Origin of the sequence: Streptomyces malaysiense (assembly GCF_000980885.2) — a bacterium.
GTDB lineage: Bacteria > Actinomycetota > Actinomycetes > Streptomycetales > Streptomycetaceae > Streptomyces > Streptomyces malaysiense.
Genome location: NZ_LBDA02000031.1, coordinates 32,319 through 51,717, shown reverse-complemented (window position 1 = coordinate 51,717; position 19,399 = coordinate 32,319). Strand labels below are relative to the sequence as shown.

At 74.0% G+C, this 19,399-nt stretch carries 20 protein-coding genes; 12 read left to right on the top strand and 8 right to left on the bottom strand.

Annotated elements, in window-relative coordinates; all coding sequences use genetic code 11:
* Positions 1-18: 18 nt before the first annotated feature.
* Positions 19-402 carry a cold-shock protein gene (locus VT52_RS39405; RefSeq protein WP_037653330.1) on the bottom strand — a complete coding sequence of 128 codons (384 nt, stop codon included), beginning with the start codon at positions 400-402 and terminating at the stop codon, positions 19-21.
* Positions 403-565: 163 nt separating this feature from the next.
* Here VT52_RS39405 and VT52_RS14125 point away from each other — a divergent pair, with 163 nt between their 5' ends.
* Positions 566-823, top strand: coding sequence for a hypothetical protein (locus VT52_RS14125; RefSeq protein ID WP_046422132.1), 258 nt, complete (start codon positions 566-568; stop codon positions 821-823).
* 46 nt (positions 824-869) lie between these two features.
* On the opposite strand, the gene VT52_RS14120 is transcribed toward VT52_RS14125, so the two are convergent.
* Complete coding sequence (locus tag VT52_RS14120; RefSeq protein ID WP_046422133.1) at positions 870-1,487, bottom strand: HAD family hydrolase; 618 nt, start codon at positions 1,485-1,487, stop codon at positions 870-872.
* A 57-nt stretch (positions 1,488-1,544) separates the two neighbouring features.
* Positions 1,545-2,666, bottom strand: coding sequence for a hypothetical protein (locus VT52_RS14115; RefSeq protein WP_046422134.1), 1,122 nt, complete (start codon positions 2,664-2,666; stop codon positions 1,545-1,547).
* Positions 2,667-2,776: 110 nt separating this feature from the next.
* Between VT52_RS14115 and VT52_RS14110 the strand changes: the two genes are divergently transcribed.
* Together VT52_RS14110 and VT52_RS14105 are read left to right on the top strand one after the other, a co-directional pair.
* Positions 2,777-5,476 (top strand): helicase C-terminal domain-containing protein, encoded by a 2,700-nt coding sequence (locus VT52_RS14110; protein WP_071387447.1) that lies wholly within the window; start codon positions 2,777-2,779, stop codon positions 5,474-5,476.
* A gap of 105 nt (positions 5,477-5,581) precedes the next feature.
* A complete protein-coding gene (locus tag VT52_RS14105) occupies positions 5,582-7,249 on the top strand; it encodes a DNA repair helicase XPB (RefSeq protein WP_046422193.1) in 1,668 nt (555 codons plus the stop codon).
* A 28-nt stretch (positions 7,250-7,277) separates the two neighbouring features.
* Here VT52_RS14105 and VT52_RS14100 read toward each other — a convergent pair whose 3' ends face one another.
* Positions 7,278-7,460 (bottom strand): hypothetical protein, encoded by a 183-nt coding sequence (locus VT52_RS14100; protein WP_046422136.1) that lies wholly within the window; start codon positions 7,458-7,460, stop codon positions 7,278-7,280.
* A gap of 211 nt (positions 7,461-7,671) precedes the next feature.
* Between VT52_RS14100 and VT52_RS37965 the strand changes: the two genes are divergently transcribed.
* The 4 genes from VT52_RS37965 (at position 7,672) to VT52_RS14085 (ending at position 11,713) form a co-directional block, all read left to right on the top strand.
* Positions 7,672-7,845 (top strand): hypothetical protein, encoded by a 174-nt coding sequence (locus VT52_RS37965; RefSeq protein WP_167377701.1) that lies wholly within the window; start codon positions 7,672-7,674, stop codon positions 7,843-7,845.
* Positions 7,846-8,200: 355 nt separating this feature from the next.
* Positions 8,201-10,183, top strand: coding sequence for a HelD family protein (locus VT52_RS14095; protein ID WP_240509754.1), 1,983 nt, complete (start codon positions 8,201-8,203; stop codon positions 10,181-10,183).
* 77 nt (positions 10,184-10,260) lie between these two features.
* On the top strand, positions 10,261-10,512 hold the full coding sequence (locus VT52_RS14090; RefSeq protein ID WP_046422138.1) for a hypothetical protein: 252 nt from the start codon (positions 10,261-10,263) through the stop codon (positions 10,510-10,512).
* 13 nt (positions 10,513-10,525) lie between these two features.
* Positions 10,526-11,713 (top strand): SPFH domain-containing protein, encoded by a 1,188-nt coding sequence (locus VT52_RS14085; RefSeq protein ID WP_046422139.1) that lies wholly within the window; start codon positions 10,526-10,528, stop codon positions 11,711-11,713.
* Positions 11,714-11,908: 195 nt separating this feature from the next.
* Here the strand turns inward: VT52_RS14085 and VT52_RS14080 are convergent, their stop codons facing one another.
* Positions 11,909-12,517: a TetR/AcrR family transcriptional regulator gene (locus tag VT52_RS14080; RefSeq protein WP_079175043.1), complete on the bottom strand. Its 609-nt coding sequence runs from the start codon at positions 12,515-12,517 to the stop codon at positions 11,909-11,911.
* A 130-nt stretch (positions 12,518-12,647) separates the two neighbouring features.
* Between VT52_RS14080 and VT52_RS14075 the strand changes: the two genes are divergently transcribed.
* Positions 12,648-13,844, top strand: a complete 1,197-nt coding sequence (locus VT52_RS14075; RefSeq protein WP_046422141.1) for an FAD-dependent monooxygenase — start codon at positions 12,648-12,650, stop codon at positions 13,842-13,844.
* Positions 13,845-13,990: 146 nt separating this feature from the next.
* Here the strand turns inward: VT52_RS14075 and VT52_RS14070 are convergent, their stop codons facing one another.
* Positions 13,991-14,689 (bottom strand): copper homeostasis protein CutC, encoded by a 699-nt coding sequence (locus VT52_RS14070; RefSeq protein WP_046422142.1) that lies wholly within the window; start codon positions 14,687-14,689, stop codon positions 13,991-13,993.
* A 286-nt stretch (positions 14,690-14,975) separates the two neighbouring features.
* Between VT52_RS14070 and VT52_RS14065 the strand changes: the two genes are divergently transcribed.
* Entirely contained in the window at positions 14,976-15,620 is a 645-nt protein-coding gene (locus tag VT52_RS14065; protein WP_046422143.1) for an HD domain-containing protein, read from the top strand.
* Positions 15,621-15,655: 35 nt separating this feature from the next.
* Positions 15,656-16,717 carry a GNAT family N-acetyltransferase gene (locus tag VT52_RS14060; protein ID WP_046422144.1) on the top strand — a complete coding sequence of 354 codons (1,062 nt, stop codon included), beginning with the start codon at positions 15,656-15,658 and terminating at the stop codon, positions 16,715-16,717.
* 41 nt (positions 16,718-16,758) lie between these two features.
* Here VT52_RS14060 and VT52_RS14055 read toward each other — a convergent pair whose 3' ends face one another.
* Positions 16,759-17,037 carry a DUF4031 domain-containing protein gene (locus VT52_RS14055; protein WP_046422145.1) on the bottom strand — a complete coding sequence of 93 codons (279 nt, stop codon included), beginning with the start codon at positions 17,035-17,037 and terminating at the stop codon, positions 16,759-16,761.
* 7 nt (positions 17,038-17,044) lie between these two features.
* Positions 17,045-17,428, bottom strand: coding sequence for a hypothetical protein (locus tag VT52_RS14050; protein WP_046422146.1), 384 nt, complete (start codon positions 17,426-17,428; stop codon positions 17,045-17,047).
* A gap of 56 nt (positions 17,429-17,484) precedes the next feature.
* On the opposite strand from VT52_RS14050, the gene VT52_RS14045 reads away from it, so the two are divergent.
* Together VT52_RS14045 and murQ are read left to right on the top strand one after the other, a co-directional pair.
* Complete coding sequence (locus VT52_RS14045) at positions 17,485-18,390, top strand: MurR/RpiR family transcriptional regulator (RefSeq protein WP_046422147.1); 906 nt, start codon at positions 17,485-17,487, stop codon at positions 18,388-18,390.
* A 77-nt stretch (positions 18,391-18,467) separates the two neighbouring features.
* A complete protein-coding gene (murQ, locus tag VT52_RS14040; RefSeq protein ID WP_046422148.1) occupies positions 18,468-19,391 on the top strand; it encodes an N-acetylmuramic acid 6-phosphate etherase in 924 nt (307 codons plus the stop codon).
* The last annotated feature ends 8 nt before the right edge of the window (positions 19,392-19,399 follow it).

Here is a 19,399-nt window from a genome sequence, read left to right as displayed (position 1 = left end):
CCGGACGAGCGGGCGCGGTCAGACGTCCAGCTGGTCGGCGACCGCGCGGAGCAGCCCGGCGATCTTCTTGCCGGAGGCCTTCTCCGGGTAGCGGCCCTTCTCCAGCATCGGGGTGATGTTCTCGAGGAGGGTCGTCAGGTCCTGCACGATCGAGGCCAGCTCGTCGGGCTTCTTGCGCTGGGCGGCGGCCACGGAGGGCGTCGGGTCGAGCACGACCACCGAGAGCGCCTGGTCGCCGCGCTGTCCGGCGACCACGCCGAACTCCACACGCTGTCCCGGCTTGAGCACGTCGACTCCGGCGGGGAGAACCGAGGAATGGACGAAGACGTCACCGCCGTCGTCGCGGGAGAGAAAGCCGAAGCCCTTCTCGCTGTTGAACCACTTGACCTTGCCGGTAGGCACGTCTGTCCTCGTCCTCGTACTCGTCGGGAAAACTGCTCGGAAACGGCTCTGGATAGCACTGGAGCGGGTCGGCCGTGACCCGCTGTCATCAAGGCTAATGGTGCTGGACCCGGTGACAAGACGTCCCCCGGTCGTTCTCTCGCGCAGGAACTACCCTGGTCCGGTGCGTGACAAAACCCAAGCGAATTCCGCCGGGCCCGGCGACGGACTGATCCGTGCCGGCGCCATCGTGTTCTTCGTCGGGGCCCTGGCCACCCTGGTCACGTTGGTCCCGCTGTTCCTCGGAACCAAGCCGTTTCCGACCTACATGTACGGACTGTGCATGCTCATGGGCGTCGGCTTCCTGATCGCCGGCGCGGGGGTGCTGCGGTCGATCGCGGCCGGCCGGCGGCAGGCGAGGAGCGCCGCGGCGTCCCGGTAGCGAGCGGGCCCGCGGCCGGTCCCGAGGGCCGTCGGACCCGGCTCGGTCAGGGGCGGTAATCGGCCAGCCACGCCGGAAAAGCGGACAGATCGTCCAGGACGACGTCCGCTCCGGCCGCGCGCAGCTCGTCCGCGGGGCACGGCCCGGTCGCCACCGCGACCGACAGCGCGCCCGCCGTACGCGCCCCGCGCACGTCACCGGTGTGGTCGCCGACGTACACACCCGCGCCGTACTCGCGCAGCGCCTGCGCCTTCTGCTCGGCCCACAGGTCGCCCACGACCACGTCCGGCTCGATGCCCAGATGGGACAGGTGCAGCTTCGCGTTCGGCTCGTACTTCGCGGTGACCACCATGGTCCGGCCGCCGGCCGCGCGCACCGCCGCCATGGCCTCGCGGGCGCCCGCCATGGCGGGGGTCGCGGCGACGGCCGTGGACGGGTACATCTCCCGGTACAGGTCGGCCGCCTCGGCCACCCGCTCGGCCGGGAACCAGTTCACCAGCTCCTCCGCCAGCGGCGGGCCGAGCCGGGTTATCGCCAGGTCGGCGTCGATGTACGTCCCCGTGCGCTCCGCCAGCGCCACGTAGCACGCGCGGATGCCCGGCCGGGAGTCGATGAGGGTCATGTCGAGGTCGAAGCCGACGGTGAGGGAGGCCATGGGGGACATGGTGCCAGGCGGGCCCGGCGGGGCCCGCGCCCGCGTCCGGCCGGCGCCCCGCGGACGTCAGCTCCGGCGCTGCGAGCGCCACACCACGTAGAGCGCCGAGGCGACGGCCGCGCCCCGCACCACCCAGGGCCAGGTCTGGGCGACGGCGTCGTTCATCTGCCCCTGGGCGATCGGGTCGCCCCAGCGGCCGCTCTGCCGTCCCCACAGCCACACCAGGCCCGCCACGACCGCGGTGCCGGGCAGCACGAGCACGGCCCACTTGCTCTCGGACGGGCTCAGCCGCCGGGAGGTGTAGGCCATCGCCCAGCCCGCGAGCAGCGCGAACCAGTTGCCGAGCACCGCCCCGGCGACCAGTGCGGCGGCGGCCAGCAGCAGGAACGGGTTGGACCAGCCGGCGGCCGGACCGGGCAGGAGACGGCGGGCCGGGACGGCGGCCTCGGCGTCCGGCACGGTGCCGGGAGCCTGGTCCGGGGCCGGGGCGGGCGCCGGGGCACGGCGCGGGAACAGACCGAAGCGCCGGGCGGGGGCGGCCGGAGCGGCCTGCGCCGCCTTCTCCTTCTCCGCCTTCTCCTCCCTCTCCCGCTTCTCCTTCTCGATCTCGTGCGGCGGGCGGCGGAGCAGGTCCGGGATCTCCACCCCGCCGACGAAGCCGGGCACCGGGTCGGTGTCCAGGAAGGGGCTGTTCCCGGCGCCGCCGAAGGGACCACCGGCGGTACGCCACCAGTCGGGCGCCGACGCGGCTTCCCACAGTTCGTGCCCGGCGGCGGGCGGCGGCGCGTCCCGGGGCACGGACGGCTCGGGCCGGGACCCGGTGGAACGCGGCCGGGGTACCACCCGGCGCAGGCCCCGCGGCCGCTCGTCGGCCGGCGACGCGAGCTCCGGCTCCCGCTCGCGGGGTACGGGCTGCGCCGGCACGGCGGTGGACGGACGGCCCGCGCCGCCCGCGGGCCCGGTGCCGCCCGCGGCCTCCACCACCTCGTCGGGGGTGCCCAGGCGGTCCAGGATGCGACGGACCGCGTCGGGACTGTCCACCGTCGCTCTGGCCCGGTCGCGGTCGATCTCGTTGCGCAGCTCCGAGACCAGCCGCATGCGCGCGGACGACGGCAGCTGCCGCTGCGACGCGATGTCCCCGACGCGGCTCAGGTACTCGTAGACGACCTTGTCGCTTTCGATGCCCACGGAATCCCTCCGGGGTGACGCCGACTGAAACCCCGTGAGGACGGTAGCGCAGAGCGGGGCCCCGCCCGCCACGGCTGAACCGCCGGGGGTAACCCGCTACCGTTGGCCGGATGAGCCAAGAGGCCAACCCAGCCCCTCGGTCCCTCGCGGAGGCGCTCCGCGCCAGGGACGACGCCTCCCTGGCCGCGCTGCTGCGCAGCCGCCCGGACCTCATCACGCCCGTGCCCACCGATCTGACCCAGCTGGCCACCCGGGCCGGCACCCGGGCCTCGGTGCTGCGGGCCCTGGAACGGCTGGACCGCTTCGCGCTGCAGACCGCCGAGGCGCTGGCCGTGGCCCCGGACCCGGCCTCCGGCACCGCCCTGCTCGGGCTGATGGCCGGGGACGCCGGGGACGAGACGGTGGCCGCCGCGCTCCCCCGCGCCCTCGCCACCCTGCGCGAACAGGCCCTGGTGTGGGGCGACGACGAGCGGCTGCGCCTGGTGCGCACCGCCCGCGAGCTGCTCGCTCCGTCCCCGCAGCACCCCTCGCCGACCGGGCTCGGACCCGCCGTGCACGAGGCCACCTCGGGCATGTCCCCGGGGCGGATCCAGGAGATCGTGACCACGGCGGGGCTGGCCTCGACCCATGACTCGGTGTCGGCGGTGACCGCGCTGACCGCGCTGTTCACCCATCGCAGGAAGATGGCCGAGCTGCTCTCCGGGGCGCCGGAGGGTGCCCTGGAGGTGCTGTCCCGGCTGGTGTGGGGGCCGCCGTACGGGCAGGTCACCCCGGAACCGGCCGCCCATCTGCGCTGGCTGCTGGACCGGGGCCTGCTGCTGCCGACGGCTCCCGGCACCGTCGTGCTGCCCCGCGAGGTGGCCCTGCATCTGCGCGCGGGCCGCGCCCACCGGGAGCCCGAGCCGCTGCCGCCCGCGGTGGAGCCGGCCGCGAACCACCGTCCACAGGGTGTGGACGCCACGGCGGCCGGCCAGGCGTACACCGCGCTCGCCACGGTCGAGGAGCTGCTGAAGGACTGGGACGAGGGCGGCCCCGCGGTGCTGCGGGCCGGCGGGCTCAGCGTGCGCGATCTCAAGCGGACCGCCGTCGCCCTGGACGTGCCCGAACCGGTCGCCGCGTTCTGGGTCGAACTGGCCTACGCGGCGGGCCTGCTGGCCTCCGACGGCGAGGCCGACGAGCGGTACGCCGCCACCCCCTTCTACGACGAGTGGCTCGAGCGTCCCCCGGCCGAGCGCTGGGCGCTGCTCGCCGGGGCCTGGCTGGCGGCGACCCGGGCGCCGGGCCTCGTCGGCGGCCGGGACGCGAAGGACCGCACCCTCTCCGCGCTCGGCCCCGGCCTGGACCGCTCGGCCGCGCCCGAGGTACGGCACCGGGTCCTGACCCTGCTGTCCGGACTCCCGGCGGGCGCCGCGCCCGCCCCGGAGGCGGTCCTGACCCGCCTCCACTGGGAACGCCCCCTGCGGGGCGCCGCGGGCACCCCCCGCCCCGGCAAGGACACCCCCGCCGAGGACCTCCGCACCCGCCTCGCCCGGTGGACCCTCACGGAGGCGGAACTCCTCGGCGTGACGGGGCGCGGCGCGCTGTCCACCCATGGCAGGGCGCTGCTGGGGACGCCGGGGGCGGTGGGTCCGGGCGGGCCGGGTGAGAGGGCTGAGAGGGGTGACCTGACCGCCGCGGCCGCACTGACCGACTCGGCCGGCGTCGCCTCCGGAGGCAGCGCGGGCGGCCCGGCCGGTGCGGGTGAACCGGGTGGCCCCGGGGACAAGCTCCCCGTCCATCACCACCACGCATCCGCCCCGGCGACGGCCCCGAGCACCACCGTCCCGGCCGCCACCGCGTCCCCCGCTCCCCTCACCCCGGCCGAGCAGGCCGTCGCCACCGCCACCGCCGCCCGGCTCCTCGCCCCCCTCCTGCCCGAGCCCCTCGACCACGTGCTCCTCCAGGCCGATCTGACGGCGGTCGCGCCGGGGCCGTTGGAGCGGCCGCTCGCGGAGATGCTCGGGGTGCTCGCGGACGTCGAGTCGAAGGGTGGTGCGACGGTCTACCGGTTCACACCGGGGTCGGTGCGCCGGGCCCTGGACGCCGGGCGGACCGCCGCCGACCTGCACGACTTCCTCGCCCGGCACTCGCGCACCCCGATCCCGCAGCCGCTCGCCTACCTGATCGACGACGTGGCCCGCAAGCACGGCCATCTGCGGATCGGCGCCGCCTCGGCGTACGTCCGCTGCGACGACGACGCCCTGCTGAACGAGATCCTCGCCGACAAGCGCGCCACCGCCCTGCGCCTGCGCCGGCTCGCCCCGACCGTGCTGGCCGCCCAGTCCGACCCGGCCGCCCTGCTGGAGGGCCTGCGCGCGATGGGCTTCGCGCCCGCCGCCGAATCCGCCGAGGGCGACGTGCTGATCACCCGGGTGCACGCCCACCGCACCCCGCCCCGGACCGCGCCCGAGCCGGTACCCGACGGCCCGCCGCCGCCCGACGGCACGCTCCTGTCCGCCGCGATCCGCGCGATCCGGGCCGGCGACCTGGCCGCCACGGCCCCCCGCAAGCCCGCCGGCACCGACCCGGCGGCCGGCGAACTGCCCCGCACCTCCTCCGCCGAGACCCTGGCCACCGTGCAGGCCGCCGTCCTCACCGGTGAGTCCCTGTGGATCGGCTACGTCAACGCCGAGGGCGCCGCCAGCCAGCGTGTCATCGCCCCGATCCGCGTGGAGGGCGGCTTCGTGACGGCCTACGACCACACGGCGGACGAGGTCCGCACCTACCCGCTGCACCGCATCACCGGGGTCGCCGAGCTCGCCGAGGAGTGAGCGGGGACGGTCCCGCCGGCCCGCGCCCCGCCGCGACCGCCCCCGGATGGGGCACACTGGAGGTTTGGTCCCGGTGAAGGCCGTTGTGGAAAGGGTGTGCCGCGCGTGAATGGTCCACTGATCGTCCAGTCCGACAAGACCCTGCTCCTGGAGGTCGACCACGAGCGGGCCGACGACTGCCGTCGGGCCATCGCGCCGTTCGCCGAGCTGGAGCGGGCGCCCGAGCACATCCACACCTATCGGGTGACACCGCTCGGGCTGTGGAACGCGCGGGCCGCGGGGCACGACGCGGAGCAGGTCGTGGACGCGCTGGTGGAGCACAGCCGGTACCCGGTGCCGCACGCGCTGCTCGTGGACATCGCCGAGACGATGGACCGCTACGGCCGCCTCACCCTCTCCAAGCACCCCGCGCACGGGCTGGTCCTGACGACCACCGACCGGCCGGTCCTGGAGGAGGTCCTGAAGTCCAAGCGGATCACCCCGCTGGTCGGCGCGCGGATCGACCCGGACACCGTGGTGGTGCACCCCTCCGAGCGCGGGCAGATCAAGCAGACGCTGCTCAAGCTCGGCTGGCCGGCCGAGGACCTCGCGGGCTACGTGGACGGCGAGGCGCACTCCATCGACCTGCACGAGGACGGCTGGACCCTGCGGCCGTACCAGAAGCAGGCCGTGGAGAACTTCTGGCACGGCGGCAGCGGCGTCGTCGTGCTGCCCTGTGGCGCGGGCAAGACGCTGGTGGGCGCCGCCTCCATGGCGGAGGCGAAGTCGACCACGCTGATCCTGGTGACCAACACCGTCTCCGCCCGGCAGTGGAAGCACGAGCTGGTGAAGCGGACCTCGCTGACCGAGGACGAGATCGGCGAGTACAGCGGGACCCGCAAGGAGATCCGCCCGGTCACCATCGCCACCTACCAGGTGCTGACGACCAAGCGGAAGGGCGTCTATCCGCACCTGGAGCTGTTCGACTCCCGGGACTGGGGACTGATCGTCTACGACGAGGTACATCTGCTGCCCGCTCCCGTCTTCAAGTTCACCGCCGATCTCCAGGCACGGCGGAGGCTGGGGCTGACCGCGACTCTGGTGCGCGAGGACGGCCGTGAGTCGGACGTGTTCTCCCTGATCGGGCCCAAGCGCTTCGACGCGCCCTGGAAGGAGATCGAGGCGCAGGGCTATATCGCGCCCGCCGACTGCGTCGAGGTCCGGGTGAACCTGACGGAGTCGGAACGGCTGGCGTACGCGACGGCCGAGACGGAGGAGAAGTACCGCTTCTGTGCCACCACGGACACCAAGCGGAAGGTGACGGAGGCGATCGTCCGCCGGTTCGCGGGCCAGCAGATCCTGGTGATCGGCCAGTACATCGACCAGCTAGACGAGCTGGGCGAGCACTTGAACGCCCCGGTCATCAAGGGCGAGACCTCCAACGCCCAGCGCGAGAAGCTCTTCGACGCCTTCCGCGAGGGCGAGATCAACGTGCTGGTGGTGTCCAAGGTCGCGAACTTCTCCATCGACCTGCCCGAGGCCACGGTCGCCGTCCAGGTGTCCGGCACCTTCGGCTCCCGGCAGGAGGAGGCCCAGCGGCTCGGCCGGGTGCTGCGGCCCAAGGCCGACGGCCACCAGGCCCACTTCTACTCGGTCGTGGCCCGCGACACCATCGACCAGGACTTCGCCGCCCACCGCCAGCGCTTCCTGGCCGAACAGGGCTACGCCTACCGGATCATGGACGCGGACGAGATCCTCACGGAGTCGGAGGGCCGGTCCGAGACGGAGGGCTGACGGGAGGGCCGGGTGGGAGGCGGTGCCGTCACACCCGGCGTATGCCCGCTTCCTCGCCGTACTCGCCGAGGATGACGACGCCGAACGCCGCCTCCGCGAACACCTTCAGCGCGCGCAGGGCGCTGCCCAGGAGGTGGCGCGGGGCGCCGTCCACGGCCGTGGCTCCGGTCGGGGGGCGGGGAGTGGAGGGGGAAACGGTTGCTGCGCTCATGACTCCATGGTGGAACTCCGAGCCCCTTCGCGGTATCGGTCCACGGGTCCGATTCCAGCGGCCCCCGTCTGCACCCGCGGGTGGACCCGACCCCGACCCGACCCCGGCGTCCGGCCCGCCCGTATCCCCTAGGGGCCGTGCGGAGCACGGGGGCGGGCGAACATGCCGGGCACGGGCATCCTCACCCAGCGCCTGAGGGCGTCGTGTTCACGTGTGGGCGGCACCGTGCCCCCTGGACCGTCGTGGCGACGACCGGGTCTTCGGCTCCTTCACCGTGACCGGGGCGAGCAGCACCACCCCGGTGGCGGTCTCCGTCGCCGGCGAACCCCGCGAACAGGGCGGCGCGTACGGCTACGGCCCGCGGGACGGGAAGGGCGAGCGCTGAGGCCACGAGCCCCCGTCACCGGTCCGGCGGGGACGCCGGGCGCCGTGTCGCTCCCCGAGGAATATCCATTGGCGTTCCCCCCCACTCCCTCACTAAAATCTCCTCTCTTGCCCGCCTCCTTCCCGGAGAGCCGCCGCCCGGACGGAAACCGGACGGCATCGCCGTCGTACACGACAGCGGAGTCACCCGCACCGTCGTCGGCGGCGACACCGTCACCGTCGTACCGCCCGCAGCAGGCCCACCGGAGGCACCCCCCTTGTCCACGTACGCCCAGGAACAGGCCATCGACCCCGCCGGGGACCCGCTCTCCCGGGAACGTTCGCACCTCGCCGACTCGCGTGCCGCGCTGCGTGCCATGCGGGAGGACGTGGAGGCGCTGGACATCAGGGACGTCACCGCGAACTGGGTCAACGCGGCGGTGCTCAGCCGCCAGATCGACGACCGCATCAAGGCGCTGGCCGACCTCAGCGACACCCCGCTGTTCTTCGGCCGCCTCGACTACCTGCACGCCCCGGGCGAGGACCGGGCCGAGGGGGCGTCGGGCGAGCAGTTCTACATCGGGCGCCGGCATGTGCACGACGCGGACGGCGACCCCATGGTCATCGACTGGCGCGCGCCGGTCTCCCAGCCGTTCTACCGGGCGTCCAAGAAGGACCCGATGGACATCGGGCTGCGCCGCCGCTTCGGCTACACCGGCGGGGACCTGACCGCGTACGAGGACGAGCGGCTGTCCGACCCGGCCGAGGCGGCCACCACCAGCAAGCTGCTCCAGCGGGAGATCGAGCGGCCGCGCGTCGGCCCGATGCGGGACATCGTCGCCACCATCCAGCCGGAGCAGGACGAGATCGTCCGCAGCGGGCTCGGCGGCACCGTCTGCGTGCAGGGCGGCCCCGGCACCGGGAAGACCGCCGTCGGCCTGCACCGGGTGGCGTACCTGCTGTACGCGCACCGCGAGCGCCTCGCCCGCACCGGCACCCTGGTCATCGGCCCGAACAAGTCCTTCCTGCACTACATCGAGCAGGTGCTGCCCGCGCTGGGCGAACTGTCCGTGCAGCAGGCCACCGTGGACGACCTGGTGGCACAGGTGGAGGTGCGCGGCACGGACGAGGCCGCCGCCGCGGTGATCAAGGGCGACGCCCGGCTGGCCGAGGTGCTGCGCCGGGCCCTGTACTCGTACGTGACCCCGCCGACGGAACCGGTCGTGGTCGTGCGCGGATCCCGGCGCTGGCGGGTACCCGCGTACGAACTGGAGGAGCTGGTCCGGCAGCTGCTGGACCGGGAGATCCGGTACGGCGCCGCCCGCGAGGCGCTGCCGCAGCGGATCGCGCACGCGGTGCTGGTGCAGATGGAGCGGGCCGGGGAGGCGCCGGACGACCGGGTGCAGGACGCGGTGGCCCGCAACAGCGCGGTGAAGGCGGCCGTGAAGGCGATCTGGCCCGTCGTCGACCCGGCGAAACTGGTGCTGCGGCTGCTCACCGAGCCGGAGTTCCTGGACGAGCACGCGGCCGGGATCCTGGACGAGGACGAGCAGAGGACGATCCTGTGGGCCAAGCCGGTCCGCAGCGTGAAGTCGGCCAAGTGGTCCGCCGCGGACGCGGTGTTGATCGACGAGGCCGCCGACCTGATCCAGCGCACGCACTCGCTCGGCCATGTGGTCCTGGACGAGGCGCAGGACCTCTCCCCCATGCAGTACCGGGCGGTGGGCCGCCGCTGCAGCACCGGCAGCGCGACCGTCCTCGGCGACCTGGCGCAGGGCACGACCCCCTGGGCGACCCGGAGTTGGGACGAGGCACTGGGGCACCTGGGCAAACAGGACGGCGTGATCGAGGAGCTGACGGCCGGTTTCCGCGTGCCGACCGACGTCATCACGTACGCCTCCCGGCTGCTCCCGCACATCGCGCCGGGCCTGACCCCGGTCGCCTCCGTGCGGGAGAACCCGGGCTTCTTCGAGGTCCGCGCGACCGAGAGCACGGACCAAGTCGTCTCCGCCTGCGCGGAGTTGCTGGCCAACGAGGGCTCGACCGGTCTGATCGCCGCCGATGCCCGGGTCCCCGCGCTGGCCGAGGCGCTGACCGCGGCCGGGATCGGATTCCTCGCGCCGGGCGAGGAGACGACCCGCGAGACCCGGCTGACCCTGGTGCCGGCCTCGCTCGCCAAGGGCCTGGAGTACGACTACGTGGTGCTGGACGAGCCGCGGGCGGTGGTCGACGGCGAACCGGACGAGCGGACGGGCCTGCGGCGGCTGTACGTGGCCCTCACCCGTGCGGTCTCCGGCCTCGTGATGACCCACACGGCAGCCCTGCCCGAGCAGCTGGCCGCGTCTGTGCGCGTGCTGTGACATCCCGCCCGTTGGTGCGCGGCCCGACTGGGGCTATCGTCGGAATCCTGAGGCCAGCGCGAGGAGGACGGCCGGTGATGACGCAGGACGAAGCCGTGATCGGCTGTACGGGGAAGGTCCTCATCGGAACACGTGGATCCGCCGGACCCGGCGAGATACTGGTCCGGGTCCGGGGTGGCTCCGAGACGTTCCTCGCCTGGTCGGAGGATCCCCTGCCGCCCGGAGCGACGGTCCTCGTGATCGAATCACGGGGATGCCGCGAGGTCGGCGTCATCGAGTGGGCTGATCCATTGGACGCGCTCGGCGGCGACGCCGTCGACGCCTGCTGAGGAGTACGAGAAAATGTTCGGATACCGCGTACCCGCGCCGGACGAGGCGATGTTGATCTCGGGCGGACGACGGGGACTGGGGGGCGCGCCGTTCCGAGTGGTGACGGGCCACGGCAAGTTCGTGGTGCCGTTCTTCCGCAAGACCCGCTTCCTCTCACTGGCGATGTGCGAGTCGGAGGTCACCGAGACCTGTGTGACCAAGCAGGGCATCGCCCTGCATGTGCGTGCCGTCATCGCCTTCAAGGTCGGCAACGACCACGAGAGCATCATCAACGCCGGTCAGCGCTTCCTGTCCGACCAGGACCAGATGTCGGTGCTGACCGGCCGGATCTTCGCCGGTCATCTGCGTGCCATCATCGGCTCGATGACGGTCGAGGAGATCGTCACCGAGCGGCAGAAGCTGGCCGCGGAGGTGCTGGACACCTCCAAGATGGAGATGGCCAAGATCGGGCTGATCGTGGACTCGCTCCAGATCCAGTCGATCGACGACGGCGACACCGGTTACATCGACGCGATGTCCGCCCCGCACAAGGCGGCCATCCAGCGCCAGGCGCAGATCGCCCAGGCGCAGGCCACGCAGGCCGCGGTGGAGGCGGAGCAGGAGGCGGCGCGCCGGCAGGCGGAGTACGCCCGGCAGACCGCCGTCGTCAAGGCCGAGTACTCGGCCGAGGTGGACCGGGCGCAGGCCCAGGCGGCGCAGGCCGGTCCGCTGGCGCAGGCGCACGCGCAGCAGGAGGTGCTGGACGCGCAGACCGAGCTGGCGCAGCGTCAGGCCCTGCTGCGACAGAAGCAGTTGGTGTCCGAGGTCGTGAAGCCGGCCGAGGCGGAGGCCGAGCGGGTCAGGATCCTCGCGGCGGCCGAGGCCCAGCGGATGAAGATCCAGGCGGAGGCGGCGGCGTCGTACGACCGTGTCGCGCTGGACCGGATGCTGATCGACCAGCTGCCGCAGATCGTGAAGGAGGCGGCCGGCGGCCTGGCGGGCGCCAACGTCAACGTCCTGAACGGCGCGGACGGCCTCGGTGAGATCGCGGCCGGTCTGGTCTCCCAGGGTCTGACCATCCTGGACTCGGTCCGCCAGAACCTCGGCGGCCAGGAGTCCGAGGGCGACCGCTCCGAGCAGCAGCCCCGTGACAACGGCCTGCTCCAGCTCAGCGCCCGGCGCGAGAAGAAGTCGGACGACGGCCCGGTGGACGTCGACTAGCGGCCACCCGGCCTCGCGCCCTCACCCGCGCGCACCGCACCGCCCCGCCCCACACCGCGCCGAGAAATCGGCCGGGGGCGGGGCGGTTCGCGTCGTCCGGGGTCCGCGACGGCTCCTGACGTCGGTCCGGCGGTCCGGCGGTCCTGCGGTCCGGCGGTCCGGGCCGCGTCACCCAGCCGTCCGGCGTACGACGGTTCAGGCCGCGTCTCCCGGCGTTCCGGCGCGCGCCCTGCGCCGGTCGAGGACGGCGAGGAGGTTGTCGACCAGGCGTTCCGCGTCGGCGTCGGTGCGCAGCGGGTGGCCCAGCAGGGCGTGCGTGTAGGCGGGGGCGAGGATCAGCTCCAGGACGTCCCTGACGTCCAGCTCGCTCGTGCCGCCGGCGGTGAGCATCGCCCCGATCTGGCGCGTGCGGGGTTCGACGAACTGGTTCAGCCCGTCGGCGTCGAGCACCCCCGAGCGCGTCGCGGCGGCGAAGGACCGGGCCAGCACCAGGTTCTTGTCCTCGCGCAGGTCCGCCAGCAGCCGGCGGGTGTAGACCAGCGCGTCGGCCCGCAGGTCCCCGGTCACGGGCAGCGGCGAGCGCCGGCTCAGCTCCTCGAAGAGCGTGTCGAGGACGAGCCCCTCGGGAGTGCGCCAGCGCCGGTAGATGGTCGCGGGGTGCACCCCGGAGCGCTCGGCCACCTCCGCCACCGTGACCGTGCCGTCCGGGGAGGCGTCGAGCAGTGCCCGGACCGCCGCGTGCACCGCGTCCCGGGTCCTGGCGGATCTGCCTCCCGGACGGATCGTCCCTGCTGCCTGCGTCATACGCCCATGCTACCGCGACACACTCGCGTTAGTGGCGGGATCTCGCCCATCTAACGCGAGTGATTCGCATTAGATGGATTCCTCGGCGTACGCTCAAACGCAAGAGATTCGCGTTAGAGAGGTGGGGCTCATGCCTCGGGTACTTGTGGTGGGCGCGGGGATCGCCGGCGACACCGTCGCGCTCATGCTGGGACGGGCCGGATGGGAGGTCACCGTCGCGGAGATCGCCCCGGCGCTGCGCGGCGGCGGCCAGGCCGTCGACCTGCGCGGCGACTGCCGGGCGGTGCTCGCCCGCCTCGGCCTGCTCGACGAGGTCCTCACCCGGCTGCTGGACCAGCGCGGCGCGGCCTGGGTGGACGGCGACGGACGCCGGCTGGCGGCGATGCCCGTCGAGGCGTTCGACGGCAACGGCTACGTCTCCAAGGAGGAGCTGCTCCGCTCGGACCTCGCCCGCATCCTGCACGACGCGGCCGGCGCGCGTGTCACGCATCTCTTCGGGGAGACCGTGGAGGCGCTGGAGGACGCCCCGCACGGGGTGTCCGTGCGGTTCCGCGACGCGCCGCCCGCCGAGTTCGACCTGGTGATCGGCGCGGACGGGGCGCACTCCCGGGTACGACGGCTGCGCTTCGGGCCCGAGGAGGCCTTCCGCCGCCGGCTGGGCCTCGCGCACGCCTGGTTCACCATGGACGAGACGCCCGGGACCCCTCCGGTCGACGGCTGGTTCATCACCCACAACGCACCGGGCAGCCGCTCCGTCGAGGCACGTCCGGGCCACCCCGGCCAGCAGGAGATCGGGTTCACCTTCGCGACGACGTCGCTGCCGCCGCGGCACGACCGGGAGGCCCGGTTCGCCCTGCTCGACCGGGTGTTCGCGGACGTGGGCTGGCGCACCCGGGAGCTGCTCGCCGCCGCACGGCACTCGCCCGACTTCGCCCTCGACACCTTCGACCAGATCCACCTGCCGAAGTGGTCCGACGGCCGGGTGGTCCTGCTCGGGGACAGCGCCTGGTGCGCGAGCCCCCTCAGCGGTCTCGGCACCGCCCTGGCGCTGCGCGGCGCGGCGGCGCTGGCCGACGCCGTCGAGGCGGCCGACGCCCTGCGGCTGCCGCACCGCCTCTCGGACGCGCTCACCGCGTACGAGAGCGCGATGCGCCCGCGCGTCCGGGACGCCCAGCGGCTGTTCCCCGGGCGGGTGCGGCAGGCGGCGCCCCGCACCGGGTTCGGCATCCACACGGTCGCCTGGCTGATCCGCCAGATCCAGAAGCCCCCGCTGGCGAAGACCTTCACCCGCCTGGCGGCCGGGCACGGACACGGGCAGCCGGCCTGACGACGCGGCGGAACGGCGGGCCGGGACGCCGCCGGGCGAGCCGGGGCGCGCCGGGGTGAGAGCCCCGGCGCCTCTCATCCGGACCTCGCCGGAGCCGGGTCGGCGACAAGGCGCCGTCGCCCGGGGCCGGCCTGATCCGAAAGGCGCTAGCCGGCCGCGCCGTCCAGCACCCGCCGCCACTCCTTGACGGCTCCCTCCGACACCGGCCCGCGCCAGCCCTGGGGGCGGGCCGCGCCACCGATGTGGAAGGCGTGGAGGCCCGCGGCGAGCAGGGGCGGGACGTGGTCGAGGCGGAGGCCGCCGCCGACCAGGAGGGTCTGGCCGTAACCCGGCTCATCGCGGCGGCCGTACTCGGCCAGCAGGGTCGGCAGCCCCTCGTCGACGCCGGAGGCGGCGCCCGCGGTGAGGTAGGTGTCGAGACCGGGCAGGTCGGCGAGCTGCTTGCGCAGGGCGTCGCGGTCGGCCGCGCGGTCGATCGCCCGGTGGAAGGTCCACCGGCAGCCCTCCAGCGCGCCGGCCACCCGCTCCACGGCGGCCAGGTCCACTCCGCCGTCCGTGCCGAGGAAACCCAGCACGAACTGGTCGGCACCGGCCGCCCGCATCTCCTCCACCACCCGCAGCAGCCGCGCCACGTCACCGGCCGCGAACCCGTCCGCCAGGCGGAGCATCACGCGCAGGTCGATGTCGACGGCGGCACGGATGCCGGCGACGGTGGCGGCGGACGGGGTGAGCCCGTCGGCGGCCATCTCGGTGACCAGCTCCAGGCGATCCGCGCCTCCGGCCTGGGCGGCGACCGCGTCCTCGATGTCGAGGGCGATCACCTCCAGGACTGCACGCTTGCTCATGGCACCCCATTCGTCGCGGCCAAAGATCCAGTAGAGGTCTAGTCCAATTTAAGAGTACGCTGCCGGGCGCGCGCCAGTACGCCGCGGACGCGCCCGTCCGGGTCCGGGTCACGCGCGCCTCGGTACGCTCGCGCGACGGCCGACCCGGCGCGGGCCACGGTCACCCTGCCGGCGGAGCAGGCCGCCGGACCGGGGAAGCGCATGGTGGACACGCCCCGGCCGCGACCGGCCCTGCCCCGTGTCAGGGCCGGGCCGGTGACCGGGGACATCCAGGAGAATGACCCCCATGGCCGACCTCGACGCCCTCCGCCTCCGCTTCGCCCGCGCCCTGGACGCCGCCCGTGGCCCCGAGGGCGGCCCGGACCCCGCCCCCTACGCGGACAACCTCCTCGCCCGCTGGCGGGAACCCCAGCGCCGCTACCACACCCTGGCCCACCTCACCGCGGTCCTCGATCACATCGACGTGCTGGAGACGCACGCCGCCGACCCCGCCGTCGTACGCCTGGCCGCCTGGTTCCACGACGCCGTCTACCTGCCGGAGCGCTCCGAGAACGAGGAGCGCTCGGCGCGGCTGGCCGAGCGGGCGCTGCCCGAGGCGGGGGTGCCGCGGGCGAAGGCAGCGGCGGTGGCCCGGCTCGTCCGGCTGACCGTCACGCACGACCCGGCCGAGGACGACCGCGACGGCCGGGTGCTGTGCGACGCCGACCTGGCGATCCTGGCCGCGCCCCCGTCGGCGTACGCCGCCTATGCCGCCGAGATCCGCGAGGAGTACCACTTCGTCCCCAACGACGCCTTCCGGCAGGGGCGTTCCGATGTCCTGCGTCAACTCCTGGCAATGCCGAGGCTGTTCCACACCACCTACGGCCAGGAGCACTGGGAGCCCACCGCCCGCTACAACCTCGCCGCCGAACTGGAAATGCTCTCGCGGTGACGACGCCCCCCGCCTAGGGTGCGCCCATGCGAGCGATGAGCGGGGACCATGTGACCGAGGCGGTGGCCGGGTGCCTGGCCGTGCTGCGCGGGGCGGTCGGCCGGGACTGGCGGAGCGTGCGCGCCGGCCGGGTCGAGTGGGACTGCCACAGCACCGCCGTGCACATCGCGGACGACCTCCTCGCGTACGCCGCCAATCTGGCCGGGCGCGCGCGGGACGCCTACGTCCCCTTCGAGCTGAAGCTGGACGAGGGCACCGGCAACACGGGGCTGCTCCAGGTCCTGGAGACCACCGGCGCGCTGCTCGCCGCCGCCGTGACCACCGCGCCGCCGGACGTCCGCGCCTTCCACCCCTACCCGTTCCGCGGCGCCGACCGCCACGGCTTCGCCGCGATGGGCGTCGCCGAAGTCCTGCTGCACACCCATGACATGGCCGAGGGACTCGGCCTCGCCTACGCGCCGTCCGCCGAACTCGCCGACTCGGTGCTGGCCACGATCTTCCCGCACGTCCAGCCCGGCCCGGAGCCCTGGCCGACCCTGCTGTGGGCGACCGGCCGCGGCGAACTGCCCGGCCGGGCCCCGGTCACCGGGTGGCGGTGGTACAACAACCTCGTCCTGAGGACCGAGCGCCTCGCCCTCACCGGCGTCCGCCCGGCCGCCGCCCGCGATCTCGCCCTCGGCGGCGACGGCGGCTTCCACTGGATCGGCGACGGACCCGAGGAGGGCACGCGGGACGCGGCCAGGATGCTGCTGAAGGCCTACGAAGCCGGCGTCCACCGGCCCGAGTTCACCTCCTTCGCCCTCGTCCGCACCGAGGACGGCCGCGCCGTCGGCGCCCTCGGCTTCCACGGCGCCCCGGACGAGAGCGGCCGGGTGGAGATCGGCTACAACCTGGTCGGGGACGCCCGCGGCCAGGGCTACGCCACGGAGGCGCTGCGCGCGCTGTCGGGGTGGGCGCTGGCCCGCGACGACGTACGGACGCTGTACGCGCGGGCACAGAAGGCCAACACCGCCTCCCAGGGGGTCCTCACCCGGGCCGGGTTCGAGCCGGCGGGCGCGATCGACGACCGGCTCCTGGCCTACGAGCTGCACGCCTGACCAGGGGCCGGTGAACAGCCGGCGCACCCGCGAGGGCGCGGCTACGAAAGCCCCCGCCGCACCAGCCCCTTGGGCCGCCGCAGCCCCGACCCCCGCAGCAGCCGGACCAGTTCACGGCTGCCGACCTCCACCGCGCCGGCCGTCACCGCGTCCGCGTACCGGTGCGCGGGAAGGTCGTAGTGGTCGCGCTCGAAGGCCCGCCGGGGCACCCCCAGCCCATCGGCGAACAACCGGAGTTCGTCATAGGACACATCGCTCACCAGGTGCGACCACAGGCGTCCGTGCCCCGGCCAGGTGGGCGGGTCGATGTACACCGTCACGGGCGCCTCACGAGGACGCGGTCCCGCCGGTCGCGGCGCCCAGCAGGCCGACCGCCGCGACCTTGACGCCCGCCTGGTGACACACCCAGTGCGGGTCGGGGCCCAGTTCGGGCTCCACCTCCAGCGCGTGCGGGTCGCCCGAGCCGCAGACCGGGCACAGCGGCCAGCGGCCGTACCGTTCGAGCAGCGCGTCCTGCACGTCCTGGGCCACCAGACCGGCCACGTAGGGCACGCCGTCCGGCCACTGCTCGACCCACCAGCGCCGCTGCGCCACGGAGTCCTCGACCAGCGAGACCACGTCCGCCTCCGCGACCCGGTCGGCGACGAGATCGGCGAGGACCAGGGCGCGGGCAGCGTGCAAGGCCTGTTCAAGGGGACTGATGGGCTCCATGCAACCCATTGTGCGCACTCTTGACCCGGACACCGAACCGAAAATATCTTTCAGAGGTGACCAAGGACGCGAAGGAAAGTTTCGGCGGTCCGGTGGGCTCGCTCGCCGCCAAGGTGCGCACCCTCGCCCCGTCGATGACCCGGTCCATGCAGCGCGTCGCCGAGGCGGTCGCGAGCGACCCGGCCGGCTGCGCCGCCCTCACGGTCACCGGACTCGCCGAACTGACCGGCACCAGCGAGGCCACCGTCGTGCGCACCGCGCGGCTGCTCGGCTACCCCGGCTACCGGGACCTGCGGCTCGCCCTCGCGGGCCTGGCCGCCCAGCAGCAGTCCGGGCGGGCACCCGCCATCACCACCGACATCGCCGTGGACGACCCGATCGCCGACGTCGTCGCCAAACTGGCGTACGAGGAGCAGCAGACCCTCGCCGACACCGCCGCCGGACTCGACACCGGCCAGCTCGACGCGGCCGTCACCGCGCTCGCCGGCGCCCGCCGCACCGATGTGTACGGCATAGGGGCGTCCGGGCTCGTCGCCCAGGACCTCACCCAGAAGCTGCTGCGCATAGGGCTCATAGCGCACGCGCACAGCGACCCGCATCTCGCCGTGACCAACGCCGTCCAGCTCCGCTCGGGCGACGTGGCGATCGCGATCACCCACTCCGGCTCGACGGGAGACGTCATCGAGCCGCTGCGGGCCGCCTTCGAGCGCGGGGCGACCACCGTGGCCATCACCGGCCGCCCCGACTCACCGGTCACCCAGTACGCCGACCACGTCCTGACCACGTCCACCTCACGGGAGACCGAGCTGCGCCCGGCCGCGATGTCCTCGCGGACGAGTCAACTGCTCGTGGTGGACTGCCTGTTCGTGGGAGTGGCCCAGCGCACGTACGAGACGGCGGCACCCTCGCTCGCCGCGTCGTACGAGGCGCTGGCGCACCGGCACCGCAGCAACTCCAGGTGAGCACCTGCGCCGACGCCAGGTGAGCACCGGCACCGGGGGAACACCAACCGGCATCCGAGACCGAGAGAGCCGCTCCCATGACCGCCCATGACCTGCGCAGCCAGCTGGCCGCACTGACCACCGAGGCCTTCCGACCCGAACTCGCCGACATCGACCGCCTGCCCACCCTCGACATCGCCCGCCTGATGAACGGCGAGGACGCGGGCGTGCCCGCCGCCGTCGCCGGCCAGCTCCCCCGCATCTGCGCCGCCATCGACGCGGTGGCCGCGCGGATGAGCCGGGGCGGCCGCCTCATCTACGCGGGCGCGGGGACCGCGGGGCGCCTCGGCGTGCTGGACGCCTCCGAGTGCCCGCCCACCTTCAACACCGATCCCGCCCAGGTCGTCGGCCTGATCGCGGGTGGCCCGGAGGCGATGGTCTCCTCCGTGGAGGGCGCGGAGGACTCGGCCGGACTGGCCCGCGGCGACCTCGACGCGCTCAAGCTCAGCCCCGAGGACAGCGTGGTCGGCGTCTCCGCCTCGGGCCGCACCCCGTACGCCGTCGGCGCGGTCGAGCACGCCCGCGCGCAGGGCGCCCTGACCATCGGGCTCGCCTGCAACGAGCACAGCGCGCTGGCGGCCGCCGCCGAGCACGGCATCGAGGTCGTCGTCGGACCGGAGCTGATCACCGGCTCCACCCGGCTCAAGGCGGGCACCGCCCAGAAACTCGTCCTCAACATGCTGTCGACGATCACGATGATCCGGCTCGGCAAGACGTACGGGAACCTGATGGTCGACGTGCGCGCCTCCAACGCCAAGCTGCGGGCGCGCTCGCGCCGGATCGTCGCGCTGGCCACGGGCGCGGCCGACCCGGAGATCGAGCGGGCCCTGACCGAGGCCGAGGGCGAGGTGAAGACGGCGATCCTCGTCCTGCTGGCCGATGCCGACGGGCCGACGGCCGCCCGCCTTCTGGAGGACTCCGGCGGCCATCTGCGCGCCGCGCTGGCCCGCGCGACCGGCTGACCGCACGC